At 49.0% G+C, this 14,989-nt stretch carries 15 protein-coding genes; 4 read left to right on the top strand and 11 right to left on the bottom strand.

Annotated elements, in window-relative coordinates; genetic code table 11:
• Positions 1-57 precede the first annotated feature (57 nt).
• On the top strand, positions 58-942 hold the full coding sequence (locus ACLU9Q_RS06260; RefSeq protein ID WP_296836040.1) for a helix-turn-helix transcriptional regulator: 885 nt from the start codon (positions 58-60) through the stop codon (positions 940-942).
• A 3-nt stretch (positions 943-945) separates the two neighbouring features.
• Here the strand turns inward: ACLU9Q_RS06260 and ACLU9Q_RS06255 are convergent, their stop codons facing one another.
• The 10 genes from ACLU9Q_RS06255 to ACLU9Q_RS06210 all read right to left on the bottom strand — a co-directional run bounded on the left by ACLU9Q_RS06255 (position 946) and on the right by ACLU9Q_RS06210 (position 10,112).
• On the bottom strand, positions 946-1,848 hold the full coding sequence (locus ACLU9Q_RS06255) for a dihydrodipicolinate synthase family protein (protein ID WP_296836037.1): 903 nt from the start codon (positions 1,846-1,848) through the stop codon (positions 946-948).
• A gap of 11 nt (positions 1,849-1,859) precedes the next feature.
• Positions 1,860-2,798, bottom strand: coding sequence for a transketolase family protein (locus ACLU9Q_RS06250; RefSeq protein WP_296908218.1), 939 nt, complete (start codon positions 2,796-2,798; stop codon positions 1,860-1,862).
• Positions 2,795-3,658 (bottom strand): transketolase, encoded by an 864-nt coding sequence (locus ACLU9Q_RS06245; protein ID WP_296836031.1) that lies wholly within the window; start codon positions 3,656-3,658, stop codon positions 2,795-2,797. Before ACLU9Q_RS06245 ends, ACLU9Q_RS06250 begins: the two co-directional genes overlap by 4 nt.
• Positions 3,659-4,102 (bottom strand): RpiB/LacA/LacB family sugar-phosphate isomerase, encoded by a 444-nt coding sequence (locus ACLU9Q_RS06240; RefSeq protein WP_296836028.1) that lies wholly within the window; start codon positions 4,100-4,102, stop codon positions 3,659-3,661.
• A 20-nt stretch (positions 4,103-4,122) separates the two neighbouring features.
• The gene (locus ACLU9Q_RS06235) at positions 4,123-5,394 is read right to left on the bottom strand and encodes an ABC transporter substrate-binding protein (protein ID WP_296836026.1); all 1,272 of its coding nucleotides are present in this window, start codon (positions 5,392-5,394) and stop codon (positions 4,123-4,125) included.
• A gap of 113 nt (positions 5,395-5,507) precedes the next feature.
• On the bottom strand, positions 5,508-6,332 hold the full coding sequence (locus tag ACLU9Q_RS06230; protein ID WP_296836024.1) for a carbohydrate ABC transporter permease: 825 nt from the start codon (positions 6,330-6,332) through the stop codon (positions 5,508-5,510).
• Between the two features lie 19 nt (positions 6,333-6,351).
• Positions 6,352-7,224 carry a carbohydrate ABC transporter permease gene (locus tag ACLU9Q_RS06225; RefSeq protein ID WP_296836021.1) on the bottom strand — a complete coding sequence of 291 codons (873 nt, stop codon included), beginning with the start codon at positions 7,222-7,224 and terminating at the stop codon, positions 6,352-6,354.
• Between the two features lie 20 nt (positions 7,225-7,244).
• On the bottom strand, positions 7,245-8,411 hold the full coding sequence (gene dgoD, locus ACLU9Q_RS06220) for a galactonate dehydratase (protein ID WP_296836018.1): 1,167 nt from the start codon (positions 8,409-8,411) through the stop codon (positions 7,245-7,247).
• A 19-nt stretch (positions 8,412-8,430) separates the two neighbouring features.
• Entirely contained in the window at positions 8,431-9,453 is a 1,023-nt protein-coding gene (locus ACLU9Q_RS06215) for a PfkB family carbohydrate kinase (protein ID WP_412624758.1), read from the bottom strand.
• Positions 9,450-10,112 carry a bifunctional 4-hydroxy-2-oxoglutarate aldolase/2-dehydro-3-deoxy-phosphogluconate aldolase gene (locus tag ACLU9Q_RS06210; RefSeq protein ID WP_296836012.1) on the bottom strand — a complete coding sequence of 221 codons (663 nt, stop codon included), beginning with the start codon at positions 10,110-10,112 and terminating at the stop codon, positions 9,450-9,452. The genes ACLU9Q_RS06215 and ACLU9Q_RS06210 overlap by 4 nt, the downstream gene beginning before the upstream one ends.
• 267 nt (positions 10,113-10,379) lie before the next feature.
• Between ACLU9Q_RS06210 and ACLU9Q_RS06205 the strand changes: the two genes are divergently transcribed.
• Entirely contained in the window at positions 10,380-11,159 is a 780-nt protein-coding gene (locus ACLU9Q_RS06205) for an IclR family transcriptional regulator (RefSeq protein WP_296836010.1), read from the top strand.
• Between the two features lie 126 nt (positions 11,160-11,285).
• A complete protein-coding gene (locus ACLU9Q_RS06200; protein WP_296836007.1) occupies positions 11,286-12,611 on the top strand; it encodes an FGGY-family carbohydrate kinase in 1,326 nt (441 codons plus the stop codon).
• A gap of 55 nt (positions 12,612-12,666) precedes the next feature.
• Here ACLU9Q_RS06200 and glpK read toward each other — a convergent pair whose 3' ends face one another.
• Positions 12,667-14,169 (bottom strand): glycerol kinase GlpK, encoded by a 1,503-nt coding sequence (gene glpK, locus ACLU9Q_RS06195; RefSeq protein ID WP_412624757.1) that lies wholly within the window; start codon positions 14,167-14,169, stop codon positions 12,667-12,669.
• Between the two features lie 478 nt (positions 14,170-14,647).
• Here glpK and ACLU9Q_RS06190 point away from each other — a divergent pair, with 478 nt between their 5' ends.
• Complete coding sequence (locus ACLU9Q_RS06190) at positions 14,648-14,986, top strand: helix-turn-helix transcriptional regulator (RefSeq protein ID WP_412624815.1); 339 nt, start codon at positions 14,648-14,650, stop codon at positions 14,984-14,986.
• Positions 14,987-14,989 lie beyond the last annotated feature (3 nt).

Raw genomic sequence — 14,989 nt, 5'->3', positions numbered from 1 at the left:
ATCTAGCATTTTCCGCTTTAATTTTTATAACAATCGTATTCAGGGAAGGGGATACAGATGATAAACACTGATATTATGCAGGATGCGTCAGAAATCGTCCACTATGATAATCCGGGCGTCCCGCTTTACATCCGGACCGGCATTTTGTCAAACTATCCGGACATGAAAGCCCTCTGCCACTGGCATGAGGATATTGAGCTGATTTATGTGATCGAAGGTGAAATGAATTACCGTATAAATGACCGTGATATTCTGCTGAAAGAAAAGGATTGTCTGGTCGTCAACTCCCGGCAGCTTCATTACGGCTATGCCCACCTGCGCCGCGAGTGCCGGTTTATCTGCATTCTTTTTCACCCAGGACTGTTAAACGCCAGCCCGAAGATTTATCAATATTACGTGGCTCCTTTTATCGAAAATAAAAATATCGCGTATTTTCACTATACGGCGGATTCTGCGAATCATGAACAGGTGCAGGCACTGCTAAACCGCATACTTCTGCTGAAAACGGAAGAAAAGGATGCCTATGAGCTGGAAGCTATAAGCACCCTTTATCTTCTGTGGCGTATTCTCTTTCTGCAGCACAAATCCCTGCTGGAACAGGAACCCGCATACGATTACAGCGACCTGGCCCTGCAGAAAAAAATGGTCTCATACATATACGAGCATTACCAGGACACACTGACGCTCGACGCCATAGCCGCCTCCGGAAACATCAGCCGCAGCAAATGCTGCATTATCTTCAAACGCTACCTCCGGCAATCGCCCATCGATTTTGCAAACAAATACCGGCTGGAGGTCAGCCGGTATCTGCTGGCAAACACCCGCTCCAGCATCGCCCAGATTGCGGTATCCTGCGGTTTTAACCATTTAAGCTATTTCTCTAAGCTGTTTTGCCGGGAATACGGATGTACTCCCACAGAGTACCGGAGGAAGACACTCTGATTTTTAAAAATACAAATCATCAAGGAATAATGTATGTTGCAGTTCTTCGAGTTGCCCGTCATCCAGCGGCTGTAACGGTTTTCTTGGAGTTCCTGCATGATACCCGCAGAGATTCATGCAAGCCTTCACCCCTGCTACGCCGTTGCGTGCTCCTGTCTGCCGGATGCGTCCGCACAATGCATGATAATATGAAAGAAACATTTCCTCTCCCGCTTCCTGCCACAATGGAAATAATCTGGCACATGCCTGTGGAAAATAATTTGCTGCAGAAATCACTGCACCTTTTCCGCCTCTTTTCAGACAGCCATACAGAGTATTCACAGAGCCGGACATTATGTGAAAATCGTTTCTTTCTCCTACTGCATCCATATATGTATTCATCATATTCTGAGAAGTATCCTTTATTCCATGAATATTGGGATGCTCTGCCAGCACTTTCAATACCTCGCTTGAAATACATACTGTATTTGCAAACCCCGGTGCACAGTAAAGCAAAACCGGAATCCGACTGAAATCGGCTACAGCGATAAAATATGCAATCAATGCCCTGTCATCCATAGCCTTTTTAAAATAATGCGGTGTCAGTACCGACAAATAGTCCACTTGCAAGCCAGCATTCTGTATTCTGTCGATGAATTTTTTCGTATGATACAGAGATTCTCTTCCCACTCCCGCAATCAGCCCTTTACTTTCTGACCGGCATTCCACAAATGTTTTTATTACACGCAGAGATTCTTCATCATCCAGCATCCGGAATTCCCCATTGCTTCCCAGGCACATATATCCTGCCACATCCGTCTGATTCCATTTCTCAATATTATATGCCATCATTTCCTCAGAAACCGTCTCCCGACAGTCGAATGCAGTAACTGCGGGAATATAAATTCCTTCCAGACTGTTTTTCATATCATTCTCTTTTATCCTTCCACCAGAAATTTTTCAGCTTCCATTGCAATCCCCTGTGCATCCAGCCCGTAATACCTCAGAAGCTCGTCATAAGGTCCGGAAATTGCGTATTCTTTCTTAACCCCGTGCATTTTTACCGGGACCGGACAATGTCTGCCGCACACCTCCGCTACAATGGAACCAAGACCGCCGCTAATATAATGCTCTTCCACTGTCATAATTTTTCCAGTCTTTTTTGCCGCGTCTAAAATCAGTGTTTCATCAGCAGGCGATACCGTAGGCATTCCCACCACCATCGCGGAAATTCCCTTTTCTTCCAACAGATTCGCTGCACAGAGCACATTTGCCGTCGATGTTCCGGTGGTAATAATGGCAAGGTCCGTACCTTCCCGCAGGATACTTCCCTTCCCGATCTCAAATTCCTTTTCCTCCCACAGCTCCTCCATCGGCGGATTACCGATCCGCATATATACCGGACCTTCGAAATCCAGCATTGCTCTTGCTGCCGCCCGGATCTCGCCCGGAGTCTGCGGAGCCAGTATAACCACACCCGGTATCATGCGGATAATCGCAAAATCCTCCAGAGAATGATGTGTCGCTCCCAGGTCTGAATAGGTAAAGCCGCCGTTTCTTCCAACGATCTTCACATTCTGGCGCATATAACCGCAATCGTTGCGAAACATCTCAAAATTACGGCAGGTGACAAACGGCGCGATCGCGCAAAAGACCGGCGTCTTTCCCATCGCAGACAGACCTGCGGCGATACCTGTCACACCCTGCTCCATAATTCCAAATTCAAAATAGCGCTCCGGGTGGTTTTTGGCAAATTCTTTAAACCCGGAGCTTCCTCCGCTGTCGGCAGATAAAATCACAATATCTTCCCTGCTTTCAGCGATCTCCGTCACCGCAGCGCCAAAGGTTTTTCTCGGATCCAGCTTCTCCCCGATCATACTTTCACCTCCAGCTCTGTCCGCATTTCTTCTATTTTATTCTCTACCTCGGCAACCGCGCGCCCAAGCTCTTCCTTCGAGGGGCTCCAGAAATGGCAGGATGCCTTATTTTCCAGAAAAGAAATACCCTTTCCCTTGACCGTATGCGCTATGATAATCGTAGGCTGCGTGCCCTCCGCAGGAATAGCATCCAGCGCGCACATGATTTCCTGCATGTTGTTGCCGTCGATCTCCATCACACGCCATCCAAAAGCTGCAAAACGTTCTCCTGCCGGCATGAAATTCATGATATCCTCCACTTTGCCGCTGATCTGAAGACCATTATTGTCTAAAAACAATACCAGATTTCCCAATTGATGATGCGCGGCAGCCGCCGCTGCCTCCCAGTTGGAGCCTTCCGCCAGCTCACCGTCTCCCATAACGGTGTACACGCGAGATTGCATCTTATCACACTTCATTACCAGCGCCATGCCCGCCGCGATGGCGAGCCCGTGCCCCAAAGCACCGGTATTTGCCTCAATACCGGGAAGCTTATGCATATCCGGATGACCGGGAATCGGTGATTTCAGCGAACCGTAGGTATCGAGAATATCCTTGGAAAAATATCCTCTCTCCGCCAGAACAGCATACTGGCACATGCATTTGTGCCCTGCCGAAAGGATGAAACGGTCGCGCTGCTCCCACCCGGGATCCTCGGGTTTTCCTGCCATCTTGTAAAAATAAAGTGCTGTCACAATGTCAATCGCGGACAGGGCACCGCCCAAATGACCGTGCCCGCCTGCCTCAACCATCCGCAGCACATTTCTCCGGCATTTCCAGGAAATATATGTCAGTTCCTTTGCGTTTTTGGAAAAAGCCATTTATCTCATAGCCCCCTCTTCGTAATCACAGATCTGCTGTACCTTCGGCATCGACCTGGAATGCACGTCAAACGTGCATCCCAGATATTCCTTCAGCATCATCTTGGCAACCTCGATTCCAGTCACCTGCGCTCCCATGGTAATGATGTTTGCACGATTGCTGAGCTGCGCCCGTTGTGCCTGAAATACATCATTTACCAGTGCCGCATAGGCTCCCTTCACCTTGTTTGCCGCAATGCACATGCCGATGCCGGTGCCGCACACCAGAACGCCGCGGTCATGGTTTCCCTGCGCAACATCCTGGGCAACACGTATAGCGACATTTGCGTAGACCGGATCTGTGCTTCCAAAATCATCACATTCATGCCCAAGCTCCCGGATATACTGCGTCAGCGCCTCTTTAAAAGCCTGGGCATTCGGATCACATCCAATCGCTATCCTCATCTTCTGCTCCTTCGTCCGCCTTACTGATTGTATTCGCCAAGAAGCTCGGTAATACGTCCGTCAACCGTTGCGATCGCATCATCAAGGCTGGTGCCTGTCAGCATGGAATTATATGCTTCTCCAAAAATATCCTGCACTTCCGCATATGCCGGGAAGGTGGAGTACGTAAGAGAATACTGCATACAGTCTGAGAATCCGATGTACTCCGGTCCGGTAAATGCTTCATCTTCCAGAGCACTCTTCGTAACCGGAATACGTCCCGTAGCAGAGCCAAAGGATACTGCATTGTCATAGCCCGCCATAAATTCCAGGAAATCCGCCATTTCTTCCGGGTGCTCACACGCCGTCGTGATCGTGTAGCCGGACACCTGCAGGTTCGTTACATGACGGCCGTCTTCTGTCGTTGCTGCCGGAATCGGCACACTGCCAAGCTTGCCTGCCAGCTCCGGATTACGGTTTAAAATTGCTCCCACTGCGTTGCTTCCGGAAATAATAAGACCGGTCTGCTCATTTGCAAAGTAAGTAACTGCATCCTGGTATGCTGTCTCGGATGCGCCCGCAGGAACCACGCCGTCCACCAGATCCAGATCTACAAAGGACTGCAGCGCTGTTTTAAATTTGTCGGAAGTCAGGTCGCTCTCCCAGGTGCCATCCTCGTTCTGCCATACCTCATCTACTCCAAATGCTTTTGCATATATAGAAAAGCGTGCCTCACCGGAACCGTTTCTTGCACCTACCATGGAAAATCCATAGTTACCGGAAATTTCCGTAAACTTCTTCGCTGCATCACGGAAATCATCCATTGTCTCAATTTTTTCAATTCCTGCCTGCTCCAGCCAGTCTGTCCGGTAAATCAGCGCTATCGGAATCTGGAACCACGGAACAAACATCAACGTATCATCCAACGTGCTGTAATTGATAACCTCTTCCGAAAGATCCGCACGGAATTCATCCGAAATATAATCATTTGCATCCGCCACGATTCCCATATCCAGAGCCGTAGACATAAATGCGCAATTCATAAAAAACGCATCCGGAAGATCATTTGACGCCGCCATGGTCGTCACCTGCGCATCCAGATCATTATTTGCCACCGAAATATACTCGATTTTTATATTCGGATGCTCTGCCATATACGCTTCCGCCATCGCGGACTCCAGCTCTGCCTCATCCTCCGTCTGCAGACAGGACATGATCGTCAGGGTAATTTCTTCTTCTGCATTCGCAGCGACTCCCGAAAACAGGGACGCCAGCATAGATACACTAAGTACAGCCGCTAATTTTCTCTTCATAATTTTTCTTCCTTTCTTTACTCGTTTTTAATAATATTGCTTATCTGCCGCACCCTGTAAATTCTTCTCATACACCCCCATTCCTGTATCCACGGCAGATGCTATATCCTTCTTTACTTCACAGCCCCGGCGGTCAGACCGCTGATAAAGCTTTTCTGCATAAAAATAAAAGCAATGATCAGAGGCACCGATGCCACCAGCGAGGCAGCCATCATATCATTCCACGCAATTCTGTAATAGCCATTCATTTCGGCAATTGCCACAGCCGCCGTTTTCATCTTATCGTTCATGATCAGAATTGCCGCAAACATATACTCATTCCAGCATGTGATAAATGCATAAATCGCGGAGGATACCAGTCCCGGCCGCACCAGTGGCAGAGTAATTCTTAGAAACGTCTGTATGCTGGAGGCTCCGTCGATTGCGGCAGATTCATCAATTTCTACCGGAATCGTCCGGTAATACCCCACCATCATCCACGAACAGAAGGGGATCGTGAATGAGATATAAACCACGCAAAGTCCGACCAGAGAGTTATTCAGCCCGTAAATGCTGAGGATTTTGTAAAACGGCACCAACAGCATAATAGACGGGAACATCTGCGTCATCAAAATAAATGACAGAAATGCACTCTTCCCCTTAAAATTAAATCTGGTGGCTCCATATCCTGTGAGCGCTGAAGCAATCAGTGAAACCAGAACTGCGACCACCGTCACAAGCAGGCTGTTTCGGAAATACAGCGCAAAATCATAATCTCTCCAGATTCTCATGAATGACGTAAAGGTAACCTCCAAAGGCAGAATACTGCCATTCATCTGATAAATCTCCGTGTCACTTTTCACCGCAGTGATAAACATCCACAGAACGGGCAGAATTACCATACACGCCCCAAGAACCAATACGATATAGGAGAGCGCACCTTCTGCTTTATTATGCATTGATAAAGACCTGTTCTTTTTACGCATTCTGATCCATCGCCCTCCTCATAATTTTACTGATCAGCCAGCAGATAACGAATACCACGCCCGCACCTGCCGCGGCAACTCCGTAGTTGTGATAGGAAAATGCCTCTTTATATATGGAAATACTAACCGTCGCTGTCGTATTGTTCGGACCTCCGTCTGTCAGCAGCTTAATGATGGTATAATGTTTGAACCACCATACCGTATCCAGGATCACTGCGGTTGAGATAACCGGTTTGATCATCGGAACCGTAATGCGGAAAAATGTCTGTACGGGATTTGCTCCATCCAGCTTTGCCGCTTCATACACATCCTCCGGTACGCTCTGAAAACCCGCCATCATATTTACCATGATCAGCGCGTATCCCTTCCAGATACACACGGCAGCGAGAATGGTAAATGCAAAACCAGTACTCAGCCATGCCTGATTTTTCTCCAGAATTCCGAGGCGGATCAATATATTGTTAAACACACCGTAATTTGCATTAAAAATCCACTTAAACAGCAAAGCAACGACCACATCCGGCAAAAGCCATGGGATGATCAGGATCGTGCGGAATATATTGACGCCCGGACGTTTTTTATTCATAGCAAGCGCAAGGATCGTTCCCAGGATCAGATGTCCCAAAACAACCACTATCGTAAATTTGAAGGTCGTCAGGAGGCTCTTTACCATACTTCCGTCTTTGAAAAGCGACAGGTAATTTTCCAGCCCTACAAATTCCCACTTAGTCGTAAGATTTGTCTGCATGACGCTTAAATACAGCGCATAGCAGATCGGGTATACGACAAGTGCTGCCAGCAGAACAAATGTCGGAAATATAAAAAGATACGGTGTAATGTTGAATTTATTTTTGTTTCGTGTCACCAGCCGGATTCCTCCTTTTTCTACCACTCTCCGAAGGAATGGTCATCTGCAAATGATACGCGTGGTGTCTCCCAGCGCCCGTCATATGCATATTCCTTTAACGCAGTCTCATCTATCTCAATGCCCATGCCCGCGCCCTGCGGAATGTCAATATAACCATCCCTGATCTCAAACGGTTTCTTCAGATACGGACCGCCCAGATCCCATCCGTCCTCAAATGACGGATGCTCCTGCGCCGTAAAGTTTGGGATCACCGTATCCACCTGCAGGCAGGCTGCAAGCGCAAGCGGACCAAGCGGGTTATGCGGCGCCATAGAGCAATAGTAGGTCTCTCCCATCGCAGCAATTTTCATAACCTGCGATATGCCGCCTGCATGACACAGATCCGGCTGCAGCACAGTTGCCGCCTGCTTCTCCAGCACCTCGCGGAATTCATATGTAGTAAATTTCCGTTCTCCCGTAGCGATCGGTATGGTAGTCATCCTCGCCACCCTTGCCATCACATCCACATTTTCCGGAAGCACCGGTTCCTCCACAAACATCAGACCAAACGGCTCCAGCTCTCTGCAAAGCCACGGTGCCATTGCCGGTGAAACCCGTCCGTGAAAGTCGACAGCCAGGTCGATATCATCCCCGATCGCTGCCCGGATTTCTGCTATCCGCTCCACAAAGCGTGTCACCATCGCCGAAGTTTCAATATGCCGGTATGGGCAGATAAACGGTGTTTTCAGGGATTTAAAACCCTTTGCCACTTTCTTTTTCGCATGTTCGACCAACAGGTCACGACACTCCCGTTCTTCCATTTCGGCATAATCAACATTGCCAAAAATATGCGCATACATGCGGATGCGATCTCTGGATTTTCCTCCGAGCAGCTGCCACACCGGAACATTCAGCCATTTTCCTTTGATATCCCAGAGTGCCTGCTCGATTCCGCTGATAGCGCTGAATACGGCGGCGCCGCCCCTGTAAAAACCACCTGCATACATCAGCTTATACAGATATTCAATATTACGCGGGTCTTCTCCGATAATCATATCCTTCAGAGAATCCACGGCAGCCGCTGTAACCAGATTTCTTCCCTCCAGATCGCACTCGCCCCATCCGGTAATTCCTTCATCAGTAGTTACCTTCACAAAAATCCATCTTGGTTTTACATGAAATGTTTCTACGCCTTTGATCTTCATCCCTGTCCTCCTGTTATTTTTATCTCTGCACACGTCCGGAGGCATTGCCCTGCATGAGGCTGTTTACCTCCTCCAGCGTGCTCAGATTAAAATCATATTCCATCGTGTGCTTCAGGCAGGAAGCCGCCGCTGCAAAATTCACTGCCTTCTGCGGTTCATAGCCGCTGTTTAACGCATAGATCAGCGCTCCCGCAAAGGAATCTCCGCCGCCTACCCGGTCTACGATCTGTATCATATACTCGGGCGAAAAGAATGCCTCTCCTCCGGTATAAAGCAGCCCGCCCCAATGATTGATGCTGGCGGAAATACTTTTTCGCAGAGTGATAGCAACAGACTTTATGCCAAAGCGTTCTACAAGCTGCTGCGCCACGCTCACATATCCCTGCCTGTCAAGTTCTCCCTTGCTGATGTCTGAGTTCCCGGCACAGATACCAAACACATCTGCAGCGTCCGCCTCATTTGCAATGCAGACGTCGACATACTTCATCAGTCTGCCCATCACCTCACCGGCTTTTTCTTTACTCCACAGCTTTTTTCGGAAATTCAGATCGCAGCTCACTGTAATATGCTTCTCTTTGCACACGCGCAGCGCATCCTCACAGATTTCTGCACATCCCTCCGAAAGCGCCGGTGTAATGCCGGTAAAATGGAACCAGTTGGCGCCCTCCAGAATATGTTCCCAGTCGAAGTCCGTCCGTTCCGCCAGAGCGATCGCAGAGGCGCCTCTGTCATACAAAACCTTTGACGGACGCTGAGAGGCTCCCTTTTCCACAAAGTAAATCCCCATACGTTCTCCGCCGTATACGATCGCTTCTGTGTCGACGCCATACTTCTGCAGCTCCATCGCTGCCCGCCTGCCAAGCACATTGTCCGGCAGCTTTGTAACAAAAGCGGCCTTCATGCCAAAGTTTGCCACAGATACCGCCACATTTGCCTCGCCGCCCGCAAACGACATCTCCAGCTTCTGAGCCTGCAGCAGCCTGAGATATCCCTCCGGATTCAGCCGCATCATAATTTCACCGAATGTAATCACTTTTTTCATACTGTAAACTCTCCCCTGCAATTTTGAATTGTCCTTCTGGCTGCCTCGCGTATCTTATCAAATTCGCCCGCCGCGATCCATTCACGGTTGACAAGATTCCCGCCAATACCGACTCCTTCTGCTCCTGCGCGCAAAAATTCTGCCGCATTAAGCTCATTTACACCGCCAACGGCCAACAGTGGAATATGGTTCAGCGGTCCCTTTATCGCTTTCAGATATGCTGCCCCCAGACTTGCTGCCGGGAATATTTTTACGAAATCCGCTCCATATTCCGCCGCATCTGTGATCTCAGACGGTGACAATGCACCCGGTATCGAAACCATGCCCTGTCTTACGGTCTCCCCGATCACTCTCTGGTTTACATTCGGAGAAATAATAAATGCACCGCCGGCATTTTTCGTAAGCCTTACCTGTTCCTCCGTGAGCACAGTCCCCGATCCACAGATCATTTCACTGCCATACTCCCTGCATACCATGGATATATTTTCACAGGTACGCTTCCAGTCATCGGGAGTTTTCTGATCAAACGTAAATTCAATCAGTCCGATGCCGCCCTCCTGCAGTGCTTCTGTCAGCTTCCTGCAGTCATCGCCGTATACCCCCCGTACAATGGCAATAATTTTCTTTTCTTTTATTTGTCCGATAATTTTCTTACGCAATTTTTCTCCTCTTTCGCATTCATTCTCTCGTTTTGCTTGTTTCACTGTATAAAACTATATTTTATCTAATAAACTTCTTGCAACTACAATATTATATTTCCAAGTTTTTGTCAAGCGGTTTTTGTTTATTTTGCATATTTTAAATTCCTTTTTTCTTTTTTATTGTTCATTTTTGTGTTATAATTTTTTTGCATAATTTGTAATTTTATATTGCAAATAAACGAGTTTTTGCGTAATATTAAGAAAAAACAGGAAAGAGATTAAGAAATGGAACCAACAAATGTGCGGCTTGTGGACCGCGTACTTGACGTCATGGAAACATTATCCAGACACCCCGAGGGAACTTCTATTGCCGTGCTGACGGCCGAGACAGACATCCATAAATCTACGGTTTACCGTCTGCTTGCAACACTGATGAATCGAGGCTATGTTGTAAAAGATGAGGAGACCAGCCACTACCGTCTGACACTGCGCACCTATCGTATCGGCAGCCGTGCTGTTCCCGATTTTGATCTTTTGAGTCTCTCTGTGGATTATCTGCGTGAATTGTGCAGACTATGCAATGAAGCTGTCCACCTTGCCATTCCCGATGGCGCCTCTATTGTGTATTTGTTTAAAGAAGTGGCTGCTGACAATGTCATCCGGATCGCTTCCCAGACAGGCGCCCGGAACTATATGTATTATACCGGTCTTGGCAAAGCTCTGTTAGCAACAATGTCAGAGAAGGAAGTGCGGGAAATCTGGGAAAAATCTGATGTAAAAAAATACACGCCAACTACTATTATCACCTATCCGCAGCTCCTTGAAGAGCTGGAGACAACCCGCCGGAGAGGATATGCGATCGACAACGAAGAGCATGAAGCCGGTATTGCCTGTATTGCTGATGTTATACGCGATGTAGACAATAAAGCAGTGGCAGCTGTCAGTATTTCTACCCTTGCTGCCCGGATGGATGATAATTTTCTTGCATTGAATGTCCCGCGGCTGCATAAAACCGCTAATAAAATTTCTGCGATCCTTGGAAATGTACTGCCAAAAGGGGATTGACAAACAATCCCCTCAGCGATTATCATAAACATATATTTTATCTAATAATTTCTTCTGACGAACTATTCCGGCATCCTCCGGAAAGTTTTGTCTGCACAAAAACATTACGTCAGAGGAGATTACCTTATGTTATTCTTATCTATTGATTTTGGCACATCGGCTGTAAAATTATCCGTTCTTGATGAAAAAGGCGTCATCAAGTGTCAGTCAACGCAGACTTACCCTTATATTATGCTGCCCGGCGAAAAAGTGGAACTGTCTCCGGAGCGTCTTTTGTCTGCCCTCTGTACAGCCGCATCACAGCTTGACCCGTGCGCATTGTCCCGGATATCCTTTATCTGTTACGATACCTTTTCCCCCTCTCTGGTATTCATGGACAGAAACGGCGAGCTTGTTTACCCTAATATCATTACGCATCTTGACCGCAGAAGCCGCGCACAGTCAGAATATATCCAAAAAGCGATCGGCAAAGATACCTACCTGAAAATAGCCGGTATTTATCCTTTTACCGGCGGCTGCTCTGCTATGACCCTGCTCTGGTTTCAGGAGAATGAACCGGAGGTTCTGCGCAGAGTTTATAAAATCGGCCATCTCACTACATTTTTGCACAAAAAATTAACCGGGCTCTGGATGATCGATCTTGTAAACGCCTCCATGCTCGGATTATATGAAACTACCTCACAGACCGGATGGTCTGCGCAGCTTTTATCTGAATTTCACATGAATCCGGACTGGTTTCCGGACATCCATGTCCCAGGCACGCTATACGGAACCCTGCTTCCCGAAATGGCGCAAAAACTCGGCATTAAACCGGGTATTCCTGTGGCTGTCGGTACAAATGATGTTGCCTCCGCGCAGATGGGTGCCCATAACCTGCATTCCGGTCAGATGATGAACACTGCCGGAAGCAGCGAAATGATTAGTATTCTGACAGACCGTCCCATTCCGGACCCTCATTACTATCTGCGCAATGCCGCTATTCCGGGGCTCTGGCAGATTTACGCAACGACTGCCGGCGGATTTGCACTTGACTGGTACCGCAAACAATTTTGCCGCGAAATCCCCCGGGAAGAATTTTACACACACTATCTGGAGCAGACACTAAAGACCCAGGTGGACCGTTCCGGCGTCTCCTTTGCTCCGTATTTAACCGGCGACCGCCAGAGTCTCACGCCCAAAACCGCTTCCTGGCATGGGCTTACTCTGTCCACCACCCGGGAGGAGATGCTGTATGCCATGCTCAGAAGTATGCAGGGCGTTCTCTACGATACCGTAGAGCTGGCAAAAAATGTAATCCCCCTGGACAATGTTATAAAGATATCTGGCGGTATGGTAACGCCCTCCTATCTGAAGCTTAAAGAAGCATCCTTCCCCGGCTATCAGTTTCAGCGCGTCGACCATTGCCCGCTTCTGGGAAATGCAGCGCTGGTTGCATACCAAAATCAACTTTAACTGTATTGCCCGATGCACAAAAAGCAGGCGGGGCCGTCAATGCCCCGCCACTTCATCATGCCTGTTCTTCCTTCGCCCATCCATAGGCATATTTCACAGCTTTCTTCCAGCCCTTGATGCACTTTTGGCGCTCCTCCCCGGATATTTCCGGCTCGAAGGTGCAGTCGATATTCCAGTTTTTCAGCACGTCTTCCTTAGATTTCCAATAGCCCACAGCAAGCCCCGCCAGGTAAGCCGCGCCCATTGCCGTCGTCTCAACACATTTCGGACGATTTACCGGCGCCCCCGTGATATCCGCCTGCGTCTGCATGAGGAAATTGTTGGAGCTCGCGCCGCCATCCACCTTGAGCGACGTCAGCTCAATGCCAGAATCCGCTTTCATTGCTTCCAGTACATCCTGCACCTGATACGCCAGAGAATCGAGTGTCGCACGGATGATGTGATATTTGTTGACGCCGCGCGTGATGCCGACGATCGTCCCCCTGGCATACTGATCCCAGTAGGGCGCGCCAAGTCCGGTAAACGCCGGAACCACATAGCAGCCGTTGGTGTCCTTCACCTTATTTGCCATATACTCCGAATCCTCGGCGGAATCAATCAGGCGCATCTCATCGCGCAGCCACTGGATCGCCGCGCCTGCCACGAAAATAGACCCTTCCAGCGCATAATTTACCTTGCCATCCAGTCCCCAGGCGATGGTCGTCACCAGACCGTTTTTGGAAAATACCGGCTTTTCCCCGGTGTTCATCAGCAGGAAACAGCCTGTCCCGTAGGTATTTTTCGCCTCTCCGGGCGTAAAACAGGTCTGCCCGAAGAGCGCTGCCTGCTGGTCGCCCGCCGCCCCGGCGATCGGGATCGGCCCGCCGAGAAATACCGGATCCGCCATGCCGTACACCGCGCTGGACGGCATCGGCTTCGGCAGCATACACTTCGGAATATCCAGCTCCCTCAAAATATCGTCATCCCACTGCAGCGTGTTAATATTGAACAGCATCGTGCGGGCAGCGTTTGAATAATCCGTCACATGCACCGCACCCTTCGTCAGCTTCCAGATCAGCCATGTCTCCACCGTGCCGAACAGCAGCTCGCCGTTCTCTGCACGCTCCCTGACACCTTCCACATTATCCAGGATCCATTTGATCTTCGTTGCGGAAAAATAGGCGTCAATAACCAGCCCTGTTTTCTGGCGAAAACTCTCCTCCAGGCCTTTTTCTTTCAGAGAATCGCAGTATTCCGATGTCCGACGGCACTGCCAGACGATTGCGTGATACACCGGAACTCCGGTATTTTTATCCCACACGATCGCCGTCTCGCGCTGATTCGTGATGCCGATTGCGGCGATGTCCTCCGCCTCCGCGCCGATCCTGCTCATCGCCTCCACTGCGACTCCGAGCTGGCTGGACCAGATTTCATCCGCATCGTGCTCCACCCATCCGGGCTTCGGAAAATACTGTGTAAACTCGCGCTGCGCAACGCTGCACATCTCACCCTTTTCATTAAATAGAATGCAGCGGTTGCTGGTAGTCCCCGCATCCAACGCCATAATATACTTACCCATAAGACTTGTCGTTCCTCTCGTTTTTTAATTATAGAATAACCCGGATTGCGCTTCATTGCAACCAGGGATTTTCCGGACCTGCAGGACCTGCCGCCGGCAGCTCTCTTCGGATGCATGGCAACAAAAAAAGACAGCCGCCCCTGCAAAGCAATCTATCTTCTCGCATCCCCGCATTATGCGGAAGCTACCAGCCCACTCTGCAGCAGTTCTGTCCCCGGTATCCGATTATCAAAGCCGACGCCGTTCACCCTGATATTCCCTATGCGCTGAACCGGCTGTCCGAAACCGCTTATGAAAAAGAGACTGACGTACTTCAGCATTCCTATACACAAATCATCCTTGCAAGAGCCATGCCGCATTTCAGTTTTACTGAAAAAAGCTCTGTCGGCAGCAACGATATGATCTATCGTACCGTCGCCTATATTGCAGGACATTTTACAGAGGAAATCACGCTTTCCGGAATGGCAAAAGCGCTTGGATACAGCCCTGCGCGCTTTCCGGCGTATTTTCCAAAACATTTCACACCAATTTCAACGGCTATCTCAACGATGTCCGCCTTGATTACGTATGCCATCTGCTCCGTCACACGGACCAGAGCATCACAGAAGCCTATGAAAACGCCGGTTTTTCCAGCCAGCGTACCTTTAACCGCGTTTTCCAGGAGCGCTTCCGCATGACGCCGCGGGAATACCGGCGGCTGAATCAGGCGGCGCCCTCCGGAGAGCATACAGTATCCCCACAAGGGCAATGGGCGGTGCGCCTTTTATTACATTCGGAGAATTTACAGGGTTGTGCGGACGGAAAAGAAAGTCTATAATAT

The organism is Marvinbryantia sp., assembly GCF_047017445.1.
Classification (GTDB): Bacteria; Bacillota; Clostridia; order Lachnospirales; family Lachnospiraceae; genus Marvinbryantia.
This window is presented reverse-complemented; position numbering and strand designations above follow the sequence as displayed.